Annotated in this window: 22 protein-coding genes; 12 read left to right on the top strand and 10 right to left on the bottom strand. The window is 59.5% G+C overall.

The genetic code is table 11. The features are described 5' to 3' along the window. Positions 1-30: 30 nt before the first annotated feature. From RBB47_RS14585 to RBB47_RS14565, 5 genes are all read right to left on the bottom strand, one after another. Complete coding sequence (locus tag RBB47_RS14585; RefSeq protein ID WP_305986556.1) at positions 31-2,865, bottom strand: [protein-PII] uridylyltransferase; 2,835 nt, start codon at positions 2,863-2,865, stop codon at positions 31-33. Positions 2,866-3,092: 227 nt separating this feature from the next. Further along, complete coding sequence (locus RBB47_RS14580) at positions 3,093-3,464, bottom strand: helix-turn-helix domain-containing protein (RefSeq protein WP_305986555.1); 372 nt, start codon at positions 3,462-3,464, stop codon at positions 3,093-3,095. Between the two features lie 4 nt (positions 3,465-3,468). Further along, positions 3,469-4,038, bottom strand: coding sequence for a Smr/MutS family protein (locus RBB47_RS14575; protein ID WP_305986554.1), 570 nt, complete (start codon positions 4,036-4,038; stop codon positions 3,469-3,471). Between the two features lie 3 nt (positions 4,039-4,041). After that, complete coding sequence (locus RBB47_RS14570; RefSeq protein ID WP_305986553.1) at positions 4,042-5,160, bottom strand: murein transglycosylase A; 1,119 nt, start codon at positions 5,158-5,160, stop codon at positions 4,042-4,044. Between the two features lie 116 nt (positions 5,161-5,276). Then, the gene (locus tag RBB47_RS14565; protein WP_305986552.1) at positions 5,277-5,999 is read right to left on the bottom strand and encodes a Tim44/TimA family putative adaptor protein; all 723 of its coding nucleotides are present in this window, start codon (positions 5,997-5,999) and stop codon (positions 5,277-5,279) included. Between the two features lie 238 nt (positions 6,000-6,237). Between RBB47_RS14565 and RBB47_RS14560 the strand changes: the two genes are divergently transcribed. The 3 genes from RBB47_RS14560 (at position 6,238) to polA (ending at position 10,945) form a co-directional block, all read left to right on the top strand. Beyond that, positions 6,238-6,762: an FxsA family protein gene (locus tag RBB47_RS14560; protein WP_305986551.1), complete on the top strand. Its 525-nt coding sequence runs from the start codon at positions 6,238-6,240 to the stop codon at positions 6,760-6,762. Between the two features lie 119 nt (positions 6,763-6,881). Beyond that, on the top strand, positions 6,882-7,913 hold the full coding sequence (locus tag RBB47_RS14555; RefSeq protein ID WP_305986550.1) for an acyltransferase family protein: 1,032 nt from the start codon (positions 6,882-6,884) through the stop codon (positions 7,911-7,913). A 56-nt stretch (positions 7,914-7,969) separates the two neighbouring features. Then, on the top strand, positions 7,970-10,945 hold the full coding sequence (gene polA, locus RBB47_RS14550) for a DNA polymerase I (RefSeq protein WP_305986549.1): 2,976 nt from the start codon (positions 7,970-7,972) through the stop codon (positions 10,943-10,945). Between the two features lie 157 nt (positions 10,946-11,102). On the opposite strand, the gene RBB47_RS14545 is transcribed toward polA, so the two are convergent. Both RBB47_RS14545 and RBB47_RS14540 read right to left on the bottom strand, forming a co-directional pair. Beyond that, positions 11,103-11,924, bottom strand: coding sequence for a cyclase family protein (locus RBB47_RS14545; RefSeq protein WP_305986548.1), 822 nt, complete (start codon positions 11,922-11,924; stop codon positions 11,103-11,105). 133 nt (positions 11,925-12,057) lie between these two features. After that, a complete protein-coding gene (locus RBB47_RS14540; protein ID WP_305986547.1) occupies positions 12,058-12,966 on the bottom strand; it encodes a LysR family transcriptional regulator in 909 nt (302 codons plus the stop codon). A gap of 170 nt (positions 12,967-13,136) precedes the next feature. On the opposite strand from RBB47_RS14540, the gene RBB47_RS14535 reads away from it, so the two are divergent. The 7 genes from RBB47_RS14535 (at position 13,137) to RBB47_RS14505 (ending at position 21,644) form a co-directional block, all read left to right on the top strand. Continuing rightward, entirely contained in the window at positions 13,137-14,171 is a 1,035-nt protein-coding gene (locus tag RBB47_RS14535) for a hypothetical protein (RefSeq protein ID WP_305986546.1), read from the top strand. Further along, positions 14,131-15,327 carry an MFS transporter gene (locus RBB47_RS14530; protein ID WP_305986545.1) on the top strand — a complete coding sequence of 399 codons (1,197 nt, stop codon included), beginning with the start codon at positions 14,131-14,133 and terminating at the stop codon, positions 15,325-15,327. Before RBB47_RS14535 ends, RBB47_RS14530 begins: the two co-directional genes overlap by 41 nt. A 111-nt stretch (positions 15,328-15,438) precedes the next feature. Further along, positions 15,439-15,669 (top strand): hypothetical protein, encoded by a 231-nt coding sequence (locus RBB47_RS14525; protein WP_305986544.1) that lies wholly within the window; start codon positions 15,439-15,441, stop codon positions 15,667-15,669. A 171-nt stretch (positions 15,670-15,840) separates the two neighbouring features. After that, positions 15,841-17,367, top strand: a complete 1,527-nt coding sequence (locus RBB47_RS14520) for a YifB family Mg chelatase-like AAA ATPase (protein WP_305986543.1) — start codon at positions 15,841-15,843, stop codon at positions 17,365-17,367. A 75-nt stretch (positions 17,368-17,442) separates the two neighbouring features. Further along, the gene (locus RBB47_RS14515; RefSeq protein ID WP_305986542.1) at positions 17,443-19,191 is read left to right on the top strand and encodes a sigma-54-dependent Fis family transcriptional regulator; all 1,749 of its coding nucleotides are present in this window, start codon (positions 17,443-17,445) and stop codon (positions 19,189-19,191) included. 170 nt (positions 19,192-19,361) lie between these two features. Beyond that, the gene (locus RBB47_RS14510) at positions 19,362-21,161 is read left to right on the top strand and encodes an NAD(P)/FAD-dependent oxidoreductase (protein ID WP_305986541.1); all 1,800 of its coding nucleotides are present in this window, start codon (positions 19,362-19,364) and stop codon (positions 21,159-21,161) included. A gap of 165 nt (positions 21,162-21,326) precedes the next feature. Next, positions 21,327-21,644, top strand: a complete 318-nt coding sequence (locus tag RBB47_RS14505; protein WP_305986540.1) for a heavy metal-binding domain-containing protein — start codon at positions 21,327-21,329, stop codon at positions 21,642-21,644. Between the two features lie 119 nt (positions 21,645-21,763). Here RBB47_RS14505 and cysK read toward each other — a convergent pair whose 3' ends face one another. The 3 genes from cysK to dut form a co-directional block, all read right to left on the bottom strand. Then, positions 21,764-22,723, bottom strand: a complete 960-nt coding sequence (gene cysK, locus RBB47_RS14500) for a cysteine synthase A (protein WP_305986539.1) — start codon at positions 22,721-22,723, stop codon at positions 21,764-21,766. Between the two features lie 126 nt (positions 22,724-22,849). Beyond that, entirely contained in the window at positions 22,850-23,512 is a 663-nt protein-coding gene (locus RBB47_RS14495) for an HAD family phosphatase (RefSeq protein ID WP_305986538.1), read from the bottom strand. Between the two features lie 13 nt (positions 23,513-23,525). Continuing rightward, positions 23,526-23,975, bottom strand: coding sequence for a dUTP diphosphatase (gene dut / locus RBB47_RS14490; RefSeq protein WP_305986537.1), 450 nt, complete (start codon positions 23,973-23,975; stop codon positions 23,526-23,528). A gap of 172 nt (positions 23,976-24,147) precedes the next feature. On the opposite strand from dut, the gene RBB47_RS14485 reads away from it, so the two are divergent. After that, positions 24,148-24,567, top strand: a complete 420-nt coding sequence (locus RBB47_RS14485; RefSeq protein ID WP_305986536.1) for a hypothetical protein — start codon at positions 24,148-24,150, stop codon at positions 24,565-24,567. Positions 24,568-24,587: 20 nt separating this feature from the next. Further along, positions 24,588-25,169, top strand: a complete 582-nt coding sequence (locus RBB47_RS14480) for an OmpA family protein (protein ID WP_305986535.1) — start codon at positions 24,588-24,590, stop codon at positions 25,167-25,169. Positions 25,170-25,185 lie beyond the last annotated feature (16 nt).

The following is a 25,185-nucleotide window of genomic DNA, read 5'->3' as shown; positions in this document are numbered from 1 at the left end:
GGACGTGGCTCCGTGACGGCGTCTGGTCATTCAGGACGCCTGGCGCTGGACTTTGCGTGTGACGGGAGCCGCCGGGTCAAGCTCAAGACGGCCTTGCACCGCGTCGGCAAGGCGTTCTCGAATGATTTCCTGGCGGCCGATATTGGAAATTTTCTGACCGGTCAGATCAGTGACGTAGAAGACGTCGACGACCTTCTCCCCGAAGGTGGAGATGTGCGCCGAGCCGATATTGAGGTTGAGCGTTGCGATTGACCGGGTCAGGTCATAGAGCAGTCCGGGACGGTCCAGGCCGGATATTTCCAGAACCGTGTAGTCGTCAGAAAGTGAATTGTTGACGAGGATCTCGGTCGCGACCTTGAAGGCCTTTACCCGGCTCTTCATGGCATTTTTCTTGGTAACCGGCTCCGGCAGGCGCTCGTCACCGCGCAACGTGGTTCGGATCAGTTGCGTGATCCGCTCGCCCCGGCGTTGTTCGTCCTTGTCGTCCGGAAGTTCCCGCCCGATGAAAATCGTGTCGAGCGCAAAACCGTCCGTGGTGGTGTCGATCTGTGCGTCGACAATGTTTGCGCCGGTCGAAAAACAGGCACCTGCGATGATCGAGAGCAAACGCGGATGGTCAGGTGCCATGATGTTCAATTCAGTCACGCCTTCAAAGGCGCGAGGAATAACCTCGAACGCAAGGCGCTTGCGGCCCTTGTCCGCCTTGCGGAGCAATTCGGCGTGGGTCAGGAGCCGTTCGGGTTCGGTTCGCAGCCAATAGGCCGGATAGTGCCGGTTGAGGTAAGCCTTCCGATCCTTCTCGGGCCAATGGCCAAGCTTGCTTGCCAGATCCTGCTTGGCCGATTCGATCGCCTGGTTGTGGGACATTTTCGAATGACCGCCTGAAAGATGCGGCTCGGTCGCATAATAGAGCGTCCGCAGCAATTGCCCCTTCCACCCGTTGAAGACACCCGGCCCCACGGCACGGATATCCGCGACGGTCAGGATCAAGAGAAGTTTCAACCGTTCCAGGGATTGCACGGTGTTTGCAAAGTCGGTGATGGTCTTGCGGTCGTTGAGGTCGCGCGACTGGGCGATCGTGCTCATGTCGAGATGATGTTCGATCAGCCAGGCCACCGTCTCGGTTTCCGCCTCGTTCAGACCGAAACGCGGACAGATCTTGCGGGCAACCTTGGCTCCGGCGATCGAATGATCTTCCGGGCGCCCCTTGGCGATGTCGTGCAGGAACATGGCCACATAGAGCACCTTGCGGTTCTGCAGCGTCAGGATCAACTCGGTGGAAAGAGGGTGGTCCTCACCGGAATTGCCGCGTTCGATCTCTGACAAGACACCGATCGAGCGGATCAGATGCTCATCGACCGTGTAGTGGTGATACATGTTGAACTGCATCATCGCGACGACCTTGCCGAAGTCCGGCACGAACCGGCCGAGCAAGCCGGTTTCGTTCATCTTGCGCAGGACTTTTTCTGGCGTGTTCCGGGACGTGAGCACAGACAGAAACAGCCGGTTGGCTTCCGGATCGTTCCGGAGATCGCTGTCCACGAGCTTGAGCGAGTGGCGGATCAGGCGGGTCAACCTCGGATGAAGATTGTAGTCATGCTTGTCCGCGAGCTGGAAGACCCGGAGAAGGTTGGCGGGATCGGTCTGGAAAATCGTATCGTTGGTGACATTCAGCCGGTTGTTTTCGACAACGAACCCAGGCGCGCCCTTCACCGGCTTGGCAGTGTCCGACACCCGTCCGCTCCGCAACCGCCGCATCATGCCGGAAAGGCCCTTGCCGCGCGGTTCCTTGACGTGTTCTTCCTCAAGCGCCGCGCAGATAATGCGCGTCAGGTCGCCAACGTCCTTTGCGACCAGGAAATAGTGTTTCATGAACCGTTCGACATCGCGCATTCCCGGATGCTGCGTGTAGCTGAGCCGGATTGCGATCTCGCGCTGGTATTCGAAAGCAAGCCGTTCTTCCGGTCGGCCCGTCAGGAAGTGCAGATGGCAGCGCACCGCCCACAGGAAATCCTCGGATTTTTCAAACCGCGTATACTCGGAGCGTGTCAGAACGCCCTTTTTGACCAGTTCCGCCTGGCTGTCGACCCGGTAATGATATTTCGCGATCCAGAACAACGTGTTGAGGTCACGGAGGCCACCCTTGCCTTCCTTGATATTGGGTTCAACCAGATATCTTGACGTGCCCTGCCGCCTGTGCCGATCATCCCGTTCCAGAAGTTTTGCGGCGATGAACTCGGAACTCGTGCCATTGACGACATCGTTGCCGAAGCGGTTGACAAGGTCATGGAAGAGCGGTTCGTCGCCCCAGATGTAGCGTGCTTCCAGGATGGCGGTCCGGATGGTCATGTCGGACTTCGCCAGCCGCATGCATTCGTCGATGTTGCGGGTCGCATGACCCACCTTGAAACCCAGATCCCAGAGCATGTAGAGAATGTACTCGACCACCTGCTCGCCCCAGGGGGTCTGCTTGTAGGGCAGGATAAACAGGAGATCGATGTCCGATCCGGGCGCAAGCGTTCCGCGTCCGTAGCCGCCCACCGCGGCAACCGACATGCGTTCGGCAGCCGACGGGTTCTTGGCGCGATAAACATGCTGGACCGCAAAATCGTAGATGACGCGGATCAGTTCGTCCTGAACATGCGACAGGCGCTCGGCGCACAAGAGTCCGCCGCCATCTTCGTTCAGTTTTTCCTCGACAAGCTCACGCGCCGCTTTCACTTCTAACTTCAGCTCGTTCAGGACGGCGGCCCTGATCTTCGAATCCGACCCGTCGCCCTCGGATTCGGCGGTTAGCGCGCTCAGGCGCGTCCGCAAGGCATCCGCATCGATCAATCCGGCAAGGTCTTCCTGGGTGGCTTTCATGCGTGTCAGAGGGTCCGTTCAGCAGTCTGTTCAAGTGTGCAGGTTATATAGGGATCGCGCGATAAGGACACGTAAATCTGAAACTGCCTCGCGTCTCTTGTCATCCCTGCGCGGGCAGGGATCCAGTAAACGCAGGCCCGAATTGCAGAAAACGAAAGTTCTCGAGTCCTGGAACCCGGTCTTGGCAGAGCCAAACCGGGATGACAAGGTTTGCGCGACCAACTGAATTAGACATCGTCCTTGGCGGCGGCAACACGGAGCTGGTGCAGGAGGGCGGCGAGTGAGTCTTCCGACAAGACACCGATTTTCAGGGAAAGCTGGTTGGCCAGTTCGGTCGCCTTGGGGTTCATGCCGGCGGTATCGATTGTGATCCTCGGGTCAGACAGCTCCGCCAGCCGCTGGATTTCTTCCGCCTCGTCCCAGATCACGTTGAAATAGGTGATGATCCGCTGGACCAGAAACCATGTCGGCTTGCCGCGCTTGCCGTGTTCGAGCGCAGACAGATAAGCGCTTGAAACCGAAAGCGCGGTCGCCATTTCTTTCAGCGAGACGCCGCGCTTTGCCCTGAGTTCCCGAATTTTAGCCCCAAGCGGTGTCACGGTCCTACCTTCTTTTTCGTATCCGGACGTAGAGCGCCCCCGCTCCACCGTGGCTGGCATGTGCTTGTTCATAGCCCAGCACCACCGGTCGCAGGTCCGGCATCGACAGCCACTGGGGAACCATTCTGCGCAAAATGCCGCGTTCGTCCATATAGGCTTTTTCCGGGCCGCCGCCCTTGCCGGTAATCACCAGCACGACCCTGTGCCCGCGGGTCTGTGCCTGATAGAGAAAACCGACCAGTCGGTCATGAGCCTGATACTGGGTCAATCCGTGAAGGTCGATGCGGGCATCGATCGCGGTGACACCGCGCACGATTTTTCTGCGGTACCGTGTCTCGAGCTGGTTGAGAGGCAACAGGGCAGGCGTTTTCCTGGCTGGTTCCGGAGCCTTGATTGCTGTTGCGGTCTTGGGTGTTTTCACAGGTTTTGGCGGGGCGTCTTCCTGGCTCTTGGCAAGCTCTTCCTGAAGATCGCGTGCCCGCTCCGGGTGCAGCGGCGTCAGAGTTTTCGCAACCTTGCCCCAAAGCTCCCGGTCCTCCGGAGACAGGCTGCCCTTTTTGCCCCGCTTGCTCATTCTTCAGTCAGTCGCCAGTTCTGCACCTGTGCCAGGCCTCTTGGGAACAAGGATGGTGAAGCGTGCCTCGTGCCGGATCTCGCCCGCCAGATCGCCGGCAGGATCGCCCGACCCGGTAAAGATGTCTCCGCGTGCCGGACCCCTGATTGCCGAACCGGTGTCGTCGGCAACCATCAGCCTGGAAAAGTCCCGGCCGTCAGCGTCAGCGTCCGGAAACCCGGCCTCGACGAAGACGAGCGCTCCATAAGGAATGTGCTCAGGATCAACGGCAAGGCTCCGTCCCGGCGTCAGCGGCAGACCGGATGCGCCCACAGGCCCCTCGTTCGGCCCGGTCTCCGTCACTTCCCGGAAGAAGATATAGGACCGGTTCTCTCTGAAGAGCGCGTCGCGCCGGTGTGGATCGGCGGCAAGCCAGCTTCGCAGCCCGGCCATGGTGAAGTCTTCAGGAGTGCCTTCGCCGCGCTTGACCAGCAGTCGTCCGATTCCGGTATAGGGATGACCGGACTTGCCCGCATAGCCGACCCGCATGACCGAGCCGTCGCTCAGACGCAGACGGGCCGACCCTTGTACATGAATGAAGTAGGCATCGATGGGATCGGCGAGCCAGACCAGTTCCAACTGTTCCGCATCGAGCGCGCCATCCATGATGGCGGAACGGTCGGGCAATTCTTCAAAACCGCTTCCGACCCGGCGGCCATGGCTAAACTGTTCGGGCCAGCCTGTCGGGCGGGTCTCCGGCGTCAGAGCTTCAAGACCGGTGGGCTTTTTGTGGAGCGGCACAGAAAACCGGTCTGATCTTGTGCGGGATGCTGGGACTTCCGGTTCGAAGTAACCCGTCACAAAGCCGGGTTTTGTAATCAGATACGCCGTGAAATGCGCCTCGATGAAGTGCCGGATCTCATCATTTGTCGCGAGCGATGCCTGATCGATTGCCGCGCACAACGACGGCATATCGGCGAGCGCATACCGCACCGACGCCGGGTTCGAGCCCAGTGCTTCTGGCTTTGCGCAAAAGCGCAGAAAACTTGTCAGCGCCTTCGACTGGTCATCCTGCGTCCAGCCGGAAAGGTCCGAATACGCGATCTCTTCGAGATGGTCGGGCGTGTGCGAGCTTTGCGGCATGGCCGGCGCAGGTCCTGCAAACAAAAAAAGTGGCGCGGCCAATACCGCGCCCCTTAAACACATGGAAGAACGAGGTGGCAACAACGCCCTCGTCAGCCGCTGCGTCCACGTCATTGTCACTCGGCGGATTCGGTCGCGACCAGCTTCCAGTTCGGATCGCGGGACTCTGTGTCGCGCGCGAAGGTCCAGATATCGACCACTTCGGTGACCTTCGCGGGATCACCATCCACCACTTCACCCGCCTTGTCCTTGGTCGCCGAAATCAGCTGGCTGTGGATCTTGACCGTTACCTGGGCCGTTGATCCTTTCAACGCTGCTTCCACGATTTCCGCCTTGTCGATGCCGACAAAGGTCGATTCGATGTGCTCCCCGCGCTTTTCGCGATCTTCAATGGCCGTGACGAAGCCTTCATAGACTTCACGGGAGAGAAGGTTCTTGAGAGCTTTCTTGTCGCCGTCCGCAAAAGCCATGACGATCATCTCGTAGGCGGCGCGAGCCCCTTGCAGAAATTCCTCGGGCTCGAAGCTTCGGTCCACGGAAAGGATCTGCTTCAGCGCGCTGTTGAGCGCGGATCCTTCCGGAGCGACCTTGTCGATCACCACATCGCCGGTCTGCGCCGGCTGTGCCACGGTTTCGGGCTGTTGATCGGTCTGGTTCGGAAGCGGGATGACGTTGTCCTGACCGTTGGACTGCTCGTTCGTCTGCTCCGGTTTGGAATAGGGATCAAAGGGCGGGCGCTCACTGCCGGTACGTTTGCCCAGGACAGATCTCAGTCTGAACAAGATAAAAACCGCAAGTCCCATCAGGAGGAGGTTTAGTGGGTCGAAAATTTCATTCATCTTACGTTCCGGCTACCCTTTGGAGGCATTTGACGCCGCCTCTTGCATATTCAGCTGCTTGCTGCCCGCGTTCAATGTCATCTGGTTCCTTATTTAGGGGGTTCTTGAACCAGCATCCAGACCTGAGGGCAAGACTGAAATTTTTGCAATGATTGTCTTTCCTGCGAGCGCCTGCTCGCATTTTTGAGAGCGAATGTCTAGGTTATGGCAAAATAACTTATCAGACGATGGAGGTCCCGTGGGACTTTATATCATTGCCGCCATCATTTTGCTGCCCCTGATCGAAATAGCGGTTTTCATCTGGGTGGGCGGCTTGATTGGCGTGCTGCCGACAATCCTGCTGACGGTAATCACTGCGCTCGCCGGCACGATCATGCTGCGCCAGCAGGGCTTGTCGCTGCTCACGCGCATGCAGAGCGAACTGGATGCCGGCCGGGCCCCGAACAGCGAGGTTATGCAGGGCGCGATGATCGTTCTTGCAAGCATTTTGCTGCTGATTCCGGGCTTCGTGACGGATGCAGTCGGCTTGATGCTGTTCATTCCGCCGGTTCGCGAAGCGCTGGCAAAGTTCATCATTTCGCGGTCGGATGTCGTGATCGTGCAAGGTGGCCCTGGAGGGGCGCGCCGGTCCGACGAGCATGTCGTGGACCTTGACGAAGGCGACTGGTCGGAGAAACAGGACAACCCGTCCGCCGATGCGCCGGACAAGGGTCAACCGAGGATCAGTCCCTGGCAGGACGGCTCAAACGACGCAAAATCCTGAATTTCAGCCGGTGAAGTCACTAAAACGTGACATGGGCTGTATGCGTAATATTTACCAGTTGAGGTTACGCCTCTCCGTAACTTTGCGGCGAAGACCGCGTAAAACGGAAGGTGCGAACCATGAGGACCGGGCGCGTTGACTGGGTCGATACGGCCAAGGGCATCTGTATCATCTTCGTTGTGATGATGCATTCGGTGCTTGGCGTCGAGGCCGCCGCCGGCGAAACCGGCTGGATGCATGCGGTCGTCGCCTTTGCCGCTCCGTTCCGTATGCCGGACTTCTTCCTGATTTCAGGCCTGTTCCTCTCCAACGTCATCACGCGCGACTGGAAGCTCTATCTCGACCGAAAGGTCGTCCATTTTGCCTACTTTTACGTGCTCTGGATGACGATCCAGTTCGTGGTCAAGGCGCCTGTGTTTGTGGGTGACCTCGGCACCATGGGCGCGCTGGAATTCTATGTCCTCAGCTTCGTACAGCCTTTCGGCACCCTTTGGTTCATCTACATGCTGCCGATCTTCTTCCTGGTCTGCAAACTCGCGCATGACAAGGGCGTGCCCTGGCAGGTGATGTTGGTCCTTGCGGCTCTTTTGCAGATCGCAAAGATCGACACCGGTTGGCTTCTGGTCGATGAATTCGCCTCACGTTTCGTCTATTTCTATGCTGGTTACATCTTCGCCCCGCAAATCTTCCGCCTGGCCGACTGGGCGCGTGACCGCATCAACATCAGTCTCGCCTACCTTGTCGGCTGGGGGGTCGTAAATGGCGGCCTTGTCTACCTCGGTTGGGCGCATCTGCCGGGTATTGCGCTGGCGCTTGGGGCTGCCGGCGCGGGCGCGATCATCCTCACCAGCGCGTTGATCGTCAAAACGGGGCAGATGGGTTTTCTGCGTCATTTTGGCGAGAACTCGATCGTCATCTACCTCGCCTTCTTCTTCCCGATGGGTGTTACCCGGGTGATTCTTTTGAAGCTCGGCATTCTCGACATCGGCACGGCCTCATTGATCGTCACCATTGTCGCCTGCGTCAGCCCGATGATCCTTTATTGGATGATCCGGAAAACAAATCTCGGCTGGTTCTTGTTCAAGCGGCCGGAATGGGCGTATCTCGGCGGCACTTTCGGCAGAAAGCGCGCGCCGCAGGCAGCGGAGTGACAGGAGCGGTCCGGAATATTTGTCTTTAGGACTTTTCTCCGAGGTTCGCTCCGGGCATGATCCGCGCCATGTCGACGCAAGATTCCGCCCCCACCCTCACCGCTGACGACCACCTCATTCTGGTTGACGGTTCCACCTTCATCTTCCGCGCCTATCACGCGTTGCCGCCGCTGACGCGCAAGCCCGACGGGCTGCCCGTTGGCGCTGTTTCCGGCTTCTGCAACATGCTCTGGAAGCTCTTGCAGGAAGGTTTGACACCGGAAGAAGGCGATGAGCCGACGCATTTCGCGGTGATATTCGACCATTCCTCGCAGACATTCCGGAACGAGATCTATCCCGAATACAAGGCCAACCGTCCGGAACCGCCCGAGGATCTGGTGCCGCAGTTCGGCCTGATCCGCGAAGCAACGCGTGCGTTTTCCGTTCCCTGCATCGAACAGGAAGGCTTTGAGGCTGACGACCTGATTGCGACCTATGCCCGCCAGGCGGCGGAACTGGGTGCGCAGGTGACGATCGTTTCGGGCGACAAGGACCTGATGCAGCTTATCGGGCCGAAGGTCGGCATGATCGACACCATGAAGAACAAGGTGTTCGGCGAGCCGGAAGTCTTTGAAAAATTCGGGGTCGGGCCGGACAAGGTGATCGAAGTTCAGTCGCTCGCCGGCGACAGTGTCGACAACGTGCCCGGCGTTCCGGGCATCGGCCTGAAGACGGCGGCGCTTCTGATCAACGAGTTCGGCGACCTTGAAACGCTGCTGGCACAGGCAGACACGATCAAGCAGAACAAGCGGCGTGAAAACCTGATCGAATTCGCCGACCAGGCACGGGTCTCCAAGGAGCTGGTGACCCTCAAGCAGGACGTTCCGGTGACGGTGCCGGTTGCCGATTTGACGGTGACCGAGGTCGACGGTCCAAAAGCGGTTGGCTTTTTGAAAGCCATGGGCTTCAACACGCTGACAAAGCGCGTTGCGGAGGAAACCGGGGCGGAACTCGCCAATATCGAGCCGACCGACTTCCAGGTGCCGGGCTGGGATATGCCGGATCAGAAGGGTCGCATGGTCGAGCGCTCGGAGAGCGCCTCCGGGCCGGATGCGGCGGCAGGCGAGATTGCCGGCGACGAAGGCATGATGGTGCCGCAGACCGTCGCCGACGCGCGGGCCGAGAAGGTCAAGGCAATCCCCATCGATTCCAGCGCATACGAGACCGTCACCAGCATCGATCGGTTGAAGCAATGGTGCGCAGCAGCTTACGAAAGAGGCTACGTCGCCTTCGATACCGAGACGACGTCATTGAATGCCATGCAGGCGGATCTCGTGGGTCTATCGCTCTCCACCGAGCCCGGTCAGGCCTGCTATGTCCCGCTGGCGCATGTGGATGGCGAAGGGGATCTTTTGGGCGGCGGCGACCTGCTTCCTGATCAGATTCCGCTGAAAGATGCCCTGGAGGTTCTAAAACCGATGCTGGAGGACAGCGCGGTCCTGAAGATCGCGCAGAACCTCAAATACGACTGGCTGGTCATGACCCGTTACGGCATCGACATCGCCCCCTATGACGACACCATGCTGCTCTCCTACACCGTTGACGCGGGCAAGGGTGGCAACGGCATGGACGAGCTTTCCGAACGCTGGCTCGATCACAAGCCGATCCCGTTCAAGGAGGTCTGCGGCTCGGGCAAGTCGATGATCACCTTCGACAAGGTGGCGATCGACAAGGCGACCGCTTACGCCGCCGAGGATGCCGACGTCACGCTCCGGCTTTGGATGATCCTGAAACCGCGCCTTGCCAGCGACCGGATGGCGACCGTCTACGAGACCCTGGAGCGGCCGATGGTGCCGGTGTTGGCACGTATGGAGAAGCGCGGCATTTCCGTTGACCGGCAGATGCTGTCGCGTCTCTCCGGCGATTTCGCGCAAGGCATGGCCGGCTTGGAATCAGAGATTTACGAGCTGGCCGGCGAGAATTTCAACATCGGTTCGCCCAAACAGCTCGGTGACATTCTCTTCGGCAAGATGGCGTTGCCCGGCGGGAAAAAGACCAAGACGGGTGCGTGGTCGACATCGGCCCAGGTTCTGGAGGATCTGGCGGCCGAAGGCCATGAATTGCCGTCGAAAATCGTCGCCTGGCGCCAGCTTTCCAAGCTGAAATCCACCTATTCCGACGCACTTCCGGGCTATATCAATCCCGAAACGGGCCGGGTGCATACGTCCTATTCGCTGGCCTCCACGACCACGGGCCGGTTGTCCTCGTCTGAGCCGAACCTGCAGAACATTCCGGTCCGCACGGAAGAGGGTCGCAAGATCCGTCAGGCTTTCGTTTCGAACAAGGGTCACAAGCTGGTATCCGCCGACTACAGCCAGATCGAGCTGCGCGTGCTGGCGCATATGGCCGACATTCCGCAACTGAAAAAGGCGTTCGAGGATGGGCTCGACATTCACGCCATGACGGCAAGTGAAATGTTCGGCACGCCGATCGAAGGCATGGACCCGATGGTGCGCCGCCAGGCCAAGGCGATCAATTTCGGCATCATCTACGGCATTTCCGCCTTCGGCCTCGCCAACCAGCTCGGCATTTCGCGCCAGGAGGCGGGAGACTACATCAAGACCTATTTCGAGCGGTTCCCGGGCATCCGCGAATACATGGACGCGACCAAGAAGAAGGTGCATTCCGACGGGTTCGTGACCACGATCTTCGGACGCAAGGCGCACTATCCGGACGTGAATACCAAAAACCCGAACATGCGTGCCTTCTATGAGCGGGCAGCAATCAACGCGCCGATCCAGGGCTCGGCCGCCGACATCATCCGCCGCGCCATGGTGCGCATGGAAGAGCGGCTGTCGGTGGCGAAGCTGGATGCACAGATGCTGCTGCAGGTGCATGATGAACTGATTTTCGAGGTCCCGGACGCCCAGGTTGACGACACCATTCCCGTGATCTGCGATGTTATGGAAAACGCCTGCGATCCGGCTCTTGAACTATCGGTTCCGTTGAAAGTGGACGCCCGCGCCGCGGACAACTGGGACGACGCTCATTAGCAATAGCGAAGCGCCCGCGAAACTGCCGCCCCGGACTTGATCCGGGGCCAACCATTGCCAGAGCACGATGGAAACCACGATTTTGCCTTCATCACCATGATTTGGTCCCGGGTCTGGCCCGGGACAGCACGAAGACTGGACCGTGTCTAAAGCAACCTCACACCATCGCCATGACGCGGGATGGGCCGCCGGTGCCACCTCGGAACTTCGGCGCGCCGACGACAAGCGTTGCGCCGCTTGCCGGCAGAGCGTCGAGATTGGCGATGCACTCGATACCCCAGCGGTTGCTTGGCAGCCAGGCGTAGTGGACGGCGAAATCGGGTGATGGGCCAAAGTCCAGCGAAAGCGTATCCACCGCGATACCGACCACATTCGCTTCTTCCATCAGCATTTCTGCGGCTTCCAGGTGAAATCCCGGGAAATGCATGACGCCATTCTCGTCGGCATTGCGGAACTTGTCGGTGAGTACCTGAAGACCCCAGCCTGAATTCATGGCAACGCAGGCGCCGTCCGGAATATCGCCGTTGGCGGAGATCCACGCCTTGAGATCGTCCGGCGTCACCTGCGCGTCCGCGTTCTCCGAGGCCTTGGACTTGATGTCGACGATGCAAAGCGGGGCAACGAGATTTTCGACCGGGATTTCCGCGACGGACTGGCCATCTTCGGAAAAGTGCAACGGCGCATCCATATGGGTGCCGGTATGCTCGTTGTAGGTCAGGTTGAAGAGATTGTAGCCGTCCTTGTTGAAATCAACGAGCTTTTCCATGAAGAACTGCTGCTCGCCGCCAAAAGTCGGAAAGGTGTCATAGAGCTCGTGAGTCATGTCCATGACCTTGGTGGGCGCCTGGGCCATGGCCGGCATTGCCCCGGCAACCGCTGCTGTCGCCGCAACGCCTGCACCGACGGCTGTTGCCCTGAACAAATCTCGTCTCGACATCATTCGATTCTTGACGGATTTGATGACACAGAGATCACACATGGCAGCTCGCTCCTATTTTTTACGCAAGGGAATGCTGCGCTTGGATCGGGAATTTTGCCAGTTAAATTGTTGTCACCGGCTTCCGTCACCATTTTCCGGAAGGGAATTCATCCTGCCGAATCAAAGCGTTGCATCAAACAACCCGAAGATCCGGTTGGGCTTTACCGGACAGCGCAGAGCGTGGGGCAATGGCGTTTTTGAGAAGCTCGGTGAGATGTTCTTCCAGATAGTCGACAATAGGCGACTGTGCCTTGGAGGGCGTATAGATGGCGAGCTGCGCGGAGGGCAGGGCCGGGAAACCGTCCTGATCCCTTAACAGCTTGAAACCCTCCTGAAACGCGCCGGAGGGGAGGCAGCAGATGCCCGCTCCAGAGGTGACGGCCACCTGGGCGGCGGCAACGCTTGTGGTTGTAATCCGCTCATACCACTGCCGGCCGGCACTCGCGAGCGCGCGAAATGCCAGCTCCCGGAAGGGGCAGGGCTCCGGGAACAGGATCAGGGGCAGCGGATCGCTCAGAACACAGTCCTCGCTGACGGCCCACAAAAGCGGCTCCTCCACGATGCCGACCGGTTCCGGCTTTGAAGAAGATACCAGCGCAATGGCAAGATTGATCTCGTTGTTGGAGAGCATGTCGTGAAGCGTTGCGCTGTCGGCGACCGTCATCTCCAGTTTGACGTTCGGATGGATGCGCACGAAGTTGCAGAAGATCGACTGAAGCTGGCCGGTGGCAAACCATTCCGGAAGGCCGACATGCACGGTTCCGGTCAGCTCCGGCGCCGACAGGCGCAATCGGGCCTCCTCATGGGATTTCAGGATTTCCGTTGCGTGCTGATAAAGGATCCGCCCGGCTGGCGTCAAGTTCATGGTCCGCGCCGTGCGTTCGATCAAGGGCTTGCCGACCCGATCCTCAAGGCGCCGGAGCTGTGTGCTGACGCAGGGTTGCGTGCGGTTCAGCTTGCTTCCGGCATGGGTAACATTGCCTGCCTCTGCAACGGCGACGAATGCTTCCAGCAATTCGATATTGAATCGGCCGATGGTCATCCTGTGTCATCCTGCCCTTGTGCCGTACCGGACTTTGGCCCGCCGGCGTCTCCTCATGCCCTGTGTGCACGAGCATAACGTTCCATTATGAAGTTCTTCAATTATAAATTTTATAAATGGGGCGAAATCACGTAATCCGGGAAATCTTATTATCAAAACGGGTATCAGCCATGACTCTCGCGTTTACTTTCAGCCAGTCAGATCTTGAAGTCGCGAACACGCCTGCGTCTTCGTTGCAGTCCAGGGTGCATCGGGCGATCGCGTCCCACACCGAGTTCAGTCTGGACCGGATCGTGACGCAGGATAACCGCGTCAAATACACCAACGAGGGCCGGGAGCATCAAGCCACCGACCATCTCGACGAGGTCTTCCGGCTGATGCGGGAATTGAACGAAACGGGTGTCGGCTCGCAGTCGCTCGGGCAGCTGACCGAGGGCGGCGTCTCCTTCAGGCAGGCCCTGTTCCGGATTTGCGAACAGGTTGCCGGCGAAAGTGCCGGTGGCCCGCTTGTCTATGTCGAGCTCGGCCCCGAGCCGGTCAAGACCGGGTTCATCCTGAAGGCACTGCAACAGCTCGGGGTGGCCATTGACCGCTACATCGCGGTCGATCTCAACCCGATGTCCGTCGCTCACATGCGCTCGGCTCTTCAGGACGCCCTGCCCGGGACAGACCTTGAATTTATGACCTGCTCGTTTGACGAATTCCGGCTGAAGGACGTCATTGGCGAAGAGGGGCCGCCTGCGCTCATCACCATGCTGGGCTTTCAGGAAGGAAACGACGACCCGTTCACCGTCAACGGCTGGCTGAAGGACATCGCACGGCCCGGCGACCTGCTGTTGTCGGAGAGCCAGCTCTACGCCACGCACCAGATCGACCGGATCCCGTTCTTTTATGCCCATCCCGCCATGCAGAGGTTTTCACGGATCGCGTTTGAGCAGGCGGTCGGTCGCGCGCTGCCCACACTGAACCGCTTTTTTCTGCTGCCCGTGCCGTTTCAGGAAAACGAAACGGCGCATGTTGCTGTGCTTGGCGAGGAATTTTCCAGCACAGTCAATGGACGAAACCTGCACGTGTCTAACTTCTGCCTGAAACTCACGCTTGATCAGTATCGGCACTACAGGGAACATGGTGGGCATTTCCGGATTGCCGGCGAGACGTTGACAGATGACAAGACACTTCACTTCCAGCTCTCCCGGCGGCTATGACAATGCCATGAAGACCCGCGGCCTGACCGTCGCGGGCCTGGCGATAGTTGCCGCCACCTATGGGCTGGCAAGGTATTGCTTTGGCTTGTTTCTTCCCGAATTCCGCCAGGAATTCGGCCTGTCGACCGAGACGATCGGCCTGATTGCCGGGCTGTCCTACGCCGGATATCTGATGGCGACCTTTCTCGGGTCGGGCCTGTCGACCTGGTTCGGTCCAAGATTGCCCATCCTGCTTGGAGGACTGACGGCGGCCTGCGGCATGGCAACGATTGCCGTTGCTCCCGATGCCTGGATCCTCGCATTCGGGGTGTTTCTGGCCGGCGCCAGCCCAGGGCTGGCGTATCCGCCCTTTTCCGACGTCATCGTCCGGCACACCGAACCGAGCCGGCAGAACACGATCTATGCCTGGATCAACTCCGGAACCGGCTTTGGTGTGGCCTTTGCCGGACCACTGGCGCTCTATGCAGGCGAGGACTGGCGCCTCGCCTGGTTCCTGTTTGCGGGGCTGGCACTGGTGATTACCCTGTGCAACTACTGGACGCTGCCGCATCACAGTCCACGGCCGGCCAACGCCATGGCCGCGATTTCTCCCAGGTTTCTGTTGCAGCGGGCCGCCCGTCCGCTCTTTGTTGCCGCGTTCCTGTTCGGTATTTTTTCCGCCGTCTACTGGACCTATGCCGTCGAGCTGCTGGTTGACCGGACCGAAAACGCCAACGACGCCATTCTGTTCTGGATCGTGCTTGGTATGGCAGGCGTGACCGGGTGTTTTGCCGGGGGTTTCGTCAACCGCTGGGGCTTACGACGGACCTACTGGGTCTTGGCGCTCGTCGTCGGCACTGCCGTTGGAACCCTTCCTTTTCTGATCGGGGTCCGGCACGGCATTTATTTCTCCGCCGCCTTCTTCGGTGTCGGTTTCATTGTCATGACAGCCCTTTACGGCATGTGGAGCATGCGCATTTTCCGGGATGCGCCGTCCATTGGCTTCGGTCTGACTTTTTTCCTGATTTCTCTTGGACAGGGTGTTGGCCCCGTTGTCGCCGGGTTCGCGATACCCGTGCTGGGCCACCCGGCGCTGTTTGTTGCGTCCGGCATCTTGTGCTGCGGACTTGCGTTCTTCAGTCCGAGGGAGCGTGATGCAGCCGGCAATCGCCCATAACACCGGTTTATGGTGGCCGGGAACGGCATAACGCCTATGTGCTGGTCTTTCCCGAAAATAGCATCCATCATTATGGCACGCTATGATTGTATAATGTGACCTGAGATGCCCATGATCGTTTCGAAAACGACAAGCGAAAACCTGCAACTCGACACGGAGCTCTGCAGGGCCATGTTCGAAAAAGACCCGGACAAGATGATTGAGCTCCTGTCGGACTGGATGGAGATGAACGGTCTCACCCCGAGTGAGGACTTCTGCATTCCCCCCTATCTGCACCAGGTTCTAAGCGGCACGACAGGGTGCACCAAAATTCCCCGCAGCTTGCGCATTTACGCGTCCTGACACCCATCGGCAGTGCGAATAAGCGCCCGTCATTACCTTTGGTTCCGGTGGCAGACGCCGGTGTCGACAGGGCAGTAGCAGCCGCTCCGCCATAAATCGTTCCACATTTGTTCTTGCAACCTGATTTGAGATATGTTTGGTTGAAATACATCTCAAGGTAGAGGGCTGCGCATGGTCAGTCGCGTCACGACGGTCGCTTTTCAAGGTATCGATGCTGTCCCGGTCGATGTGCAGGTGCATGTCGGGCCAGGCATGGTGGCCTTCAATGTTGTCGGCCTGCCGGACAAGGCGGTCGCCGAAAGCCGGGAACGCGTCAGGGCAGCCCTTTCCGCGTCCGGACTCGCGCTGCCGGCCAAACGGGTCACCGTCAACCTCGCCCCTGCGGACTTGCCGAAGGAGGGGTCGCACTACGATCTGCCCATTGCGCTTGGCGTGATGGCTGCAATTGGTGCCATTCCGGCAGAGTTTCTCGACGGTTACGTTGTTCTGGGCGAACTCGGCCTCGACGGAACGCTGGCGCCGGTCGCCGGTGTTCTTCCTGCCGCGATGGGGGCGAACGCACTCGGCAAGGGTTTGATTTGCCCCGCGGCCAGCGGCAGCGAAGCGGCTTGGGCCGATGCCGATATGGACATTCTGGCACCGCGCTCGCTGATCCAGCTGGCCAATCATTTCAAGGGAACGCAGATCCTTTCCCGCCCGGCCGCCAAGCTTCAGGGCAACCCCGGAGTGCTGCCTGACCTTGCCGAAGTCAAGGGTCAGGAAACGGCAAGGCGTGCGCTCGAAATCGCGGCCGCGGGAGGTCACAATCTGCTGATGACCGGCCCTCCGGGGTCGGGCAAGTCGATGCTGGCCAGCCGCCTGCCCTCCATCCTGCCACCGTTGACACCGCGTGAGCTTTTGGAAGTCTCCATGATCGCCTCGCTGGCCGGGGAGCTCGCCGAAGGCCGGCTGACCGACCGGCGCCCGTTCCGCTCGCCGCATCATTCCGCCTCCATGGCCGCCCTGGTTGGTGGCGGTTTGCGTGCAAGACCCGGAGAGGTGTCGCTGGCCCACAACGGCGTTCTCTTTCTGGATGAATTGCCGGAATTCAATCCGCAAGTGCTCGACAGCCTGCGTCAGCCGCTGGAGACCGGCGAGGCGGTGATCGCGCGCGCCAACCATCGGGTCACCTATCCTGCGCGCATCCAGCTCGTGGCTGCCATGAACCCCTGCCGCTGCGGCCATGCAGGCGAACCGGGTCATGTGTGCCGCCGTGGCGAGCGCTGCGTAACCGACTACCAGACCCGCGTCTCCGGACCGTTTCTCGACCGGATCGACGTCCGGATCGATGTTCCGGCAGTCACTGCGGCAGATTTGATCGGCCCGGCCGAGGCAGAGCCGTCGGACGTGGTCGCGGCACGCGTCGCCGAAGCCCGGCGCATTCAGGAGATGCGTTTTTTCGACCTCGGGATCGCCTGCCGCTGCAACGCTCAGGCGCCGGCTTCCATCGTCGAGAAAATGGCGCAGCCGGACGAAATGGGTCTGGCATTCCTGCGCGATGCCGCCGAAAAGCTGCATCTCAGCGCACGCGGCTATCACCGGGTCCTGAAACTCGCCCGGACGCTCGCCGATCTCGACGGCCGGGACACCGTTGGCCGCATCCATCTTGCCGAAGCGCTCAGTTATCGCGGCCGGGACGTGTCGAAAATGGCGGCCTGAGCAGCCCTTTTCGAGCGATTGTTTGCAAAGACCGGCGGTCAGGCTATCGTAAAGCGCAATGCCAGGGAGGATGGCATGCGCGACACAGAACACGTGAGCGAAATCGACCGGGTGCTTCGGGGACACGAAACCGGCAGGGACGAGCTTGTCTCGGAAAGCTGGCGACGGTGCGTCCAGACCTACGGCATGGACCCGACACGTCCGGAACCGCCGCATATCGTCACCGAGCAGCGGCTCAGGGAACACCAGGAACAGTCCGAGCGATTGATCGCAACGGCCCGGTCCGGGCTGCAAACGCTTTTCAAGCAGGTCGCAGGACAGAACTACGTGCTGATCCTGGCCGATGCCAAAGGCATCAGCGTCGACTTTTTCGGAGATCCGAGATTTGAAGAAGAGCTGCGCCAGGCAGGGCTCTATCTCGGGTCGGACTGGTCCGAAGATCTGGCGGGAACCTGCGGGGTCGGATCCTGCATCGTGACCGGCAAGCCGGTGACCATTCATCAGGGTGATCACTTCGGATTGTCCCATACGCCGCTTTCCTGCACGTCCGCGCCAATCTTCGACACGAGCGGTAATCTTGCGGCCGTGCTGGATGTGTCGCTCCTGCGTTCGCCCAGTCCGAAATCGAGTCAGAACCTTGCGATGAACCTGGTAAAAGCGTCGGCACGACGGGTTGAAATGGCAAATCTCATGGCGATGAAGCGCAAGGAATGGGTCTTGCGCTTCTCCACGTCGGCCGAATTTCTGGAGGTCGACCCCGAAGCTGCCATTGCTCTGGATGACAGCGGCCACATCACCGGCATGACCCGCGGCGCGCTGGAGTGTTTTGCCTCCGAGACCGCTGAGGAGCTGATCGGCACCCGAATAGACCAGCACCTGGATTTGAGCATCGATGATTTGCCGGACCTAATGCGTGGGCGCCCGCCGGAAGAACGTGTTCTTCGCCTACGCGATGGCCGCGGGCTCTTTGGTCATGCGATTGCGCCGCCGACGGCGAGAGTGCCGCGCTCCCAGGCGATGGGCGCGTTGTCTGGCCCTTTGCGTGGTTTCTGCGGACCCGACCCGGCGCTGGCCCAGGTGGCCGCGAAAGTGGACCGGCTCGCCGCAACACAGGTTCCCATCCTGCTGGTCGGCGAAACCGGAACAGGCAAGGAGTATCTGGCGCGAGCCGTTCATGTTCTCGGACCGGCCAACCGGGCCTTTCATGCGCTTTCGTGTTCCGCGCTCGGGAAGGAAAAGGTCGACGCAATTGCAGAGGCAGCTTCGGGCACCCTGTTTCTGCGCGGGGTTGAGGATCTCGATGACGAAAGCCAGTCGCTCCTTCTCGCTTTGCTGGAAGCACGCAGTGATCTGCGCGTGATTGCCTCGGTGAGACAGGATCCCGCAAAGCCTGGCAATCTGAAGGAACTCCGGCCTGAACTTTACTTCAGGCTTGCCGGTTCGGTCGTCGCAATTCCACCGCTTCGGCACCGCAAGGACTTCGATTGGCTTGCCGAGCGGCTGCTCCGGCGGTCGCCGAAGGATTTTCGATTGTCTCCTGCCGCCCGCGCCGAACTCAATGGCCGCGAGTGGCCCGGAAACATCCGCGAACTGTCGACAACGCTCGATATCGCCATGGCGATGGTCGACGGATCCGTCATCGATTTGCCGGACCTGCCGCCGCCAGCCTTTTCTGAACAGGCACGGACGAACCCGGAAGACGACCTGGAAGCGTTGCTCGAGGCGTGCGATGGAAACATGTCGCTGGTCGCAAGGCGCCTCGGCATCAATCGCTCAACCGTCTTGCGCCGGATGCGCAAGGCGGGTCTGTCCAACAAGCGCTGAATTGAACCTGGCCGCGCAACGTTGCGCCCATGCGCCTGTGTTGCGCGCTGTTGCACACGCAACAGGCAAAGCAGATTGTTTGGCTTTGCTTTCACAAAACGGCTGCGTGCGATAGCGCGCAGCCCATGGCGTCTGCAATCCTCCCAGGCCTGAATATTGGGAGGAATAAAATGCTCGACACACCTTTGGTGCATCAAACCGAAACCTTTCTAAAATCCTTTGGGGGCGCGCTGGAAGCCGGCGACATCGACAAGGCGGTGGAGCTGTTTCAGGACGATTGCTACTGGCGGGATCTTGTCGCCTTCACCTGGAACCTCAAGACCGTCGAAGGCAAGGATCAGGTTCGCGATATGTTGACCAGCCAGCTCGCCGCGACGGCACCGAGCAACTGGACAATTGCCGAAGGAGAGGTTCCGACGGAAGAAGGCGGTGTGATCACGGCCTGGATCCAGTTCGAAACCGCGGTTGCACGCTGCTTTGGGCTGATCCGCCTGAAAGACAACAAGATCTGGACCTTGCTGACCACGACGGTGGAACTCAAGGGTCACGAAGAGCCCAAGGGCTTTCAACGGCCGCTGGGGGCCAAACACGGTGCCGGCAAACACAGGACAACCTGGAAGGAAGAGCGGGAGAAGGAAGAAACAGAACTGGGCTTCACGACTCAGCCCTACTGCGTGATCATTGGCGGCGGTCAGGGCGGGATCGCGCTCGGAGCCAGGCTGCGGCAGCTCGGCGTTCCAACCATCATTATCGAAAAGAACGACCGGCCCGGCGACAGCTGGCGCAACCGCTACAAGTCGCTCTGCCTGCATGATCCGGTCTGGTACGACCACCTGCCTTACATCAAGTTTCCGGAAAACTGGCCGATTTTCAGCCCGAAGGACAAGATCGGCGATTGGCTTGAGATGTACACCAAGGTCATGGAGTTGAACTACTGGAGCCGCACGGTTGCCAAGTCGGCCAGCTATGACGAAGCGAAGAAGGAATGGACAATTGTCGTCGAGCGCGACGGCAAGGACATCACCTTGCGCCCCAAGCAATTGGTGATGGCCACCGGCATGTCCGGCAAGGCGAATGTTCCTCACTTTCCGGGCATGGAAAAATTCAGGGGCGACCAGCACCATTCATCGAAGCATCCAGGCCCGGATGCCTATCGCGGCAAGAAAGCTGTTGTCGTCGGGTCGAACAATTCAGCCCACGACATCTGCGCGGCGCTTTGGGAAAACGATGTCGACGTCACCATGGTCCAGCGCTCGTCGACGCATATTGTCCGTTCAGACACCCTGATGGATGTTGGGCTGGGCGCGCTTTATTCCGAAGAAGCCGTCCGGGCAGGCGTCACCACCGAGAAAGCCGATCTGATTTTCGCATCCCTGCCCTACCGGATCCTGCACGAATTTCAGATCCCGGCCTATGCGGAGATGAAAAAGCGCGACGCGGATTTTTATGACGGGCTCGAAAAAGCCGGCTTCTGGCTGGACTGGGGCGACGACGACAGCGGCCTGTTCATGAAATATCTGCGCCGTGGGTCGGGCTACTACATCGATATCGGCGCCAGCCAACTCATCATCGACGGTGAGATCAAGTTGAAACGAGGCCAGGTCACGAAAGTCGTCGAGGACGGCGTTGTCCTGGACGACGGCAGCAAACTGGAAGCGGATGTGATCGTCTATGCGACCGGGTACGGCTCGATGAACGGCTGGGTCGCGGATCTGATGGGCCAGGATATGGCGGACAGGGTCGGCAAGGTCTGGGGCCTCGGCTCCGACACGACCAAGGATCCGGGCCCGTGGGAAGGTGAACAGCGCAACATGTGGAAACCGACCCAGCAGGAGGCTCTGTGGTTCCACGGCGGCAATCTTCACCAGTCACGCCACTATTCGCAGTTTCTGTCCCTGCAGTTGAAAGCGCGAATGGAAGGCCTGGAAACCCCGGTCTACGGCCTCCAGCAGGTTTATCACCTGTCTTGACCGCAAAGGAGCGCGGCCTGCAAACCGGGCCGCCTCCCAGCCCGGTTCTCCGAAACACCGGCGGAGCAAGCGCAACGAACGTGACCCGAGTTCCGTGACGTGGGTCTTGCAACGGTTTCAGGTCACCCCATCTCCCTGACTGTCGACACAACGAGGAGAGACGGCATGCTGGTGACCACGACGAACACGATCGAGGGAAAAGATCTGGACTACAAAGGCCTGGTCACGGGCGAGGCCATTCTTGGCGCAAATCTCTTCAAGGATCTTTTTGCCGGCATCAGGGATATCGTCGGCGGCCGTTCGGGCGCCTATGAGGAAGAACTGGCCAAGGCGCGCAAGATCGCAATCGAGGAAATGTGCCAGCAGGCGCAAGCGCTTGGCGGCAATGCCGTTATCGGCGTCGACCTCGACTACGAAACCGTCGGACAAAATGGCTCCATGCTGATGGTCAGCGCGACGGGTACCGCAGTCTCGATTCGTTAGATTTCAATCACAGTGCGGCCCCGGAGGCGATCCGGAACCCTTCTTGTCTTTCGCGCACCCAGACCCCGGTTCAGGGCCGGGGTGGCAAAGAGCATATTCGTCGGGAAGGTTCGTCTGCCTCAAAGTCCTTCGAACAGCGCCGTCGACAGGTATCGCTCGGCGAAGGACGGAATAATGATGACGATGTTCTTGCCCTCCATACCGTCGCGTTGACCGACTCGAACGGCCGCTGTAATGGCAGCTCCGGAGGATATGCCGACCGGAACACCTTCGGTCCTGGCGATTTCCCGCGCCATTGCGAAGGCATCTTCGTTGGAAACCGTCTGCACTTCGTCATAGGCGCCTGTTTCCAGCACGCCGGGGACGAATCCGGCGCCGATGCCCTGGATCTTGTGAGGACCGGGCTCGCCGCCGGAAAGAATTGGGCTATCGGTCGGTTCGACGGCAACGACGTGCAGATCAGGTTTGCGCTTTTTCAGAACGTCACTGACACCGGTGATCGTGCCACCGGTGCCGATACCCGAAACGAAGACGTCGATCTGCCCAGAGGTATCGTTCCAGATTTCCTCCGCCGTCGTATTGCGGTGGATCTCCGGGTTGGCCGGGTTTTCGAACTGTTGCGGAATGATTGCGCCATCGATTTCGGAGACCAGTTCTTCCGCACGGGCGATCGCGCCTTTCATGCCTTTCGGTCCCTCGGTCAGCTCCAGTTCGGCGCCGAGAATCTTGAGCATTTTCCGCCGCTCGACCGACATCGTCTCGGGCATGACCAGGATCAGCCTGTACCCTTTGGCTGCAGCAACAAAGGCAAGGGCAATTCCGGTGTTGCCGGAGGTCGGTTCGACCAGCGTCGACTTGCCGGGTTCAATCCGCCCGTCCCGTTCCATGGCCTCGATCATGGCGACGCCGATACGGTCCTTGACGCTTGCGATCGGGTTGAAGAACTCAAGCTTGGCCAGCAGGTTGCCCTTGACGCCGTGGGCCTGAGCCAACCGGTCCAGCCGTACGATCGGCGTGTCGCCGATGGTTTCGGTAATGGAGGAATAGATTTTCCCACGGCCGCTGGTCGTTATCGTCATGGCAGTTCTCCCTGGTCCGCCTTGTTGCTGCGCTCGAAGGGCTAAAGTAGTGTTCACCCCGTCAATTTTTAAGGGACTTGTCTTCCCACAAAAACATCACCTGTAAAACTTTTTTCCAGAGTAGCTTCAGGATTTGGAAAACAACAGATCCGGCAGTTCCGACATGTTCTCAAACAGGGTCGCGCCAGCATGTCGTAGGGCTGTGCGGTCAGAAACGGGATCTGCGACATAGGCAAAAACCTTCATCCCTGCAGCCCTCCCCGCAAGGACGCCGGGAAGGCTGTCTTCGATGACAACACAGGTTTCAGGCCCATATCCCATCGTTCGTGCTGCCAACAGGAAGACATCTGGCGCCGGTTTACCCTGCTCACAGTCCTGGGACGAAAAGAGTCTGTCTTCAAGCCGCGGGAGCAGACCCGAGCTGCCAAGCGTTGCGCGCATCTTTTCGTATTTCCCGGAAGACCCGACGCAGTAGGGGATGCCGCGCTGGTCGAGCAAGTCCATGACCTGCGCAACACCCGGCACCTGCGAAATGCCTGCCTTGAAGCTCTCGACATCGCGGGCGCGCAATTGATCCAGCCAGTCGTTCGGCAGCTTCCGGCCGAGTTCTTCCTCAACAATTTCCTGAACAGCTTCCAGCGTTCGCCCCATGAAGCGTTTCTGGCACTCCGGTCCGGTTATCGGAAATCCCAGGTCTGTCAGAAGCCCGGCCAGCGTACGGTTGGTCAGGCGTTCCGTATCGACCAAAACGCCGTCGCAATCGAAAATGACAAGCTCCGGGGTCCTCATGAGCCGCGCTTCCTCATGTGCGGCCGGTTGAGCCGAAACCACCGGAGCCGCGCTCCGTTTCGGACAGGGTTTCAACTTCGGCAATCTCGGCCTGAAGCACCGGTGCAATCACCATCTGTGCGATGCGTTCACCACGCACGATTTCGAACGGCTGATTGCCCATGTTGATCAGGATAACCTTGACCTCGCCCCGGTAATCCGCGTCGATTGTACCGGGCGTGTTCAAAACGGTGATGCCATGCTTGGCGGCGAGCCCGGAACGCGGCCGAACCTGCGCTTCGAACCCCGCCGGCAAAGCCATGGCAAGGCCGGTTGGTACGAGCGTGCGTTCACCCGGCGCCAGTGTAAGCGGGCCGTCGACCGCGGCCAGCAGATCCAGTCCTGCGGCAAGATCCGATTGGTAGGCGGGCAGGGGAAGGTCCCTGCCATGTTCAAGCCTTTTGAATTCCAGGGTGACGCGCATGGTATTTCTGTCTTTCCGGTTCCGTTTGGACGACGATATTCGTCCAATCCTGTCAAGATTGGCAAGGGTGTGTTTTCCTTCCCAGTTTTTTCAGCTAACACCTTGAAACCTCGGCGATCTCCTGAAACACTCTGCCGCATCGGAATGTTGCCTTGCTTGGGAGATTTGCAACATGAGACGTTTGATCTTTGCGTTCACGACAGGTGTATTTTTGGCGATGGCTCCTGCGGCCTTCGCCCAGACAGTGGGGTTCGCCGAGGCGATCAAGATTTTGTCCGTTAGCTGCGGCAAGGATATCGAAACTTACTGCAAGACGGCCACGCTGGCGAATAACGGTATCGGGCAATGCCTGGATCAGAATCAGGCGAAAGTTTCCCAGAAATGCAACGCCGATCGTGCGGTTGTTGTCTCCCTCATCCAGGAGCGGCTTGCGGCACAGGCAGCGGCCCCCAAGATCTGTGAACGCGACGCCGCTCAGCGCTGCAAGGGTGTCAAACCCGGTGCCGGTCACATTCTGCGCTGCCTCCTGAAGGCAGAGCGCACCGTCAGCAAGAAATGCAACACCGCCATCGATCTGGCCGGATACCGTTAAGACTGCCCTGGAGACTATTCATGAAAAAGATGTTTTTGGCTGGTTTGTCGGCCGCATTTCTTGCCGTTTCAGTATCGTCCGCCACAGCGCAGACCCAGCTTAGCCGGAACGAGATCATCAACTCGCTGCAGGGTGCCCAGCAGGAGGTTGATATCAGCGCGGATGCCCTCCAAAAGGCAGCGTTTGAAAATATCCAGAAGTATCCGGGCGCCAACTCGCCGGGTAACCTGCCGCTATGGGATAAGCTGGCGTCCTTGCGCCAGTTCAACGTGGAGATCACGTTTGATCTGAATTCGGCGCGCATCCGGCCGGAATCTTACGAGACCGTCGGACTGATCGCCGACGCTCTGCACACACCTTATCTGCAGGGGCAGACCTTCTTCATCGTCGGTCACACAAGCGCAGACGGCCCGCGTGATTATAATCTCGAACTGTCCATCAAGCGCGCCAATGCCGTTCGCGAAGCGCTTGTCACGACCTTCCAGGTGCCGGGCCAGTATCTTCAGGCTGTCGGTCTTGGAGAAGAGCAGTTGCGCGACCCCTCGCAGCCGGATGCAGCGATAAACCGGCGCGTTCAGTTGATCAACGTCGGCTACAGATAAGTCCTCGTTGAGCGCA

The sequence above is a fragment of the Roseibium sp. MMSF_3544 genome (assembly GCF_030732845.1).
Lineage (GTDB): Bacteria > Pseudomonadota > Alphaproteobacteria > Rhizobiales > Stappiaceae > Roseibium.
This window is presented reverse-complemented; position numbering and strand designations above follow the sequence as displayed.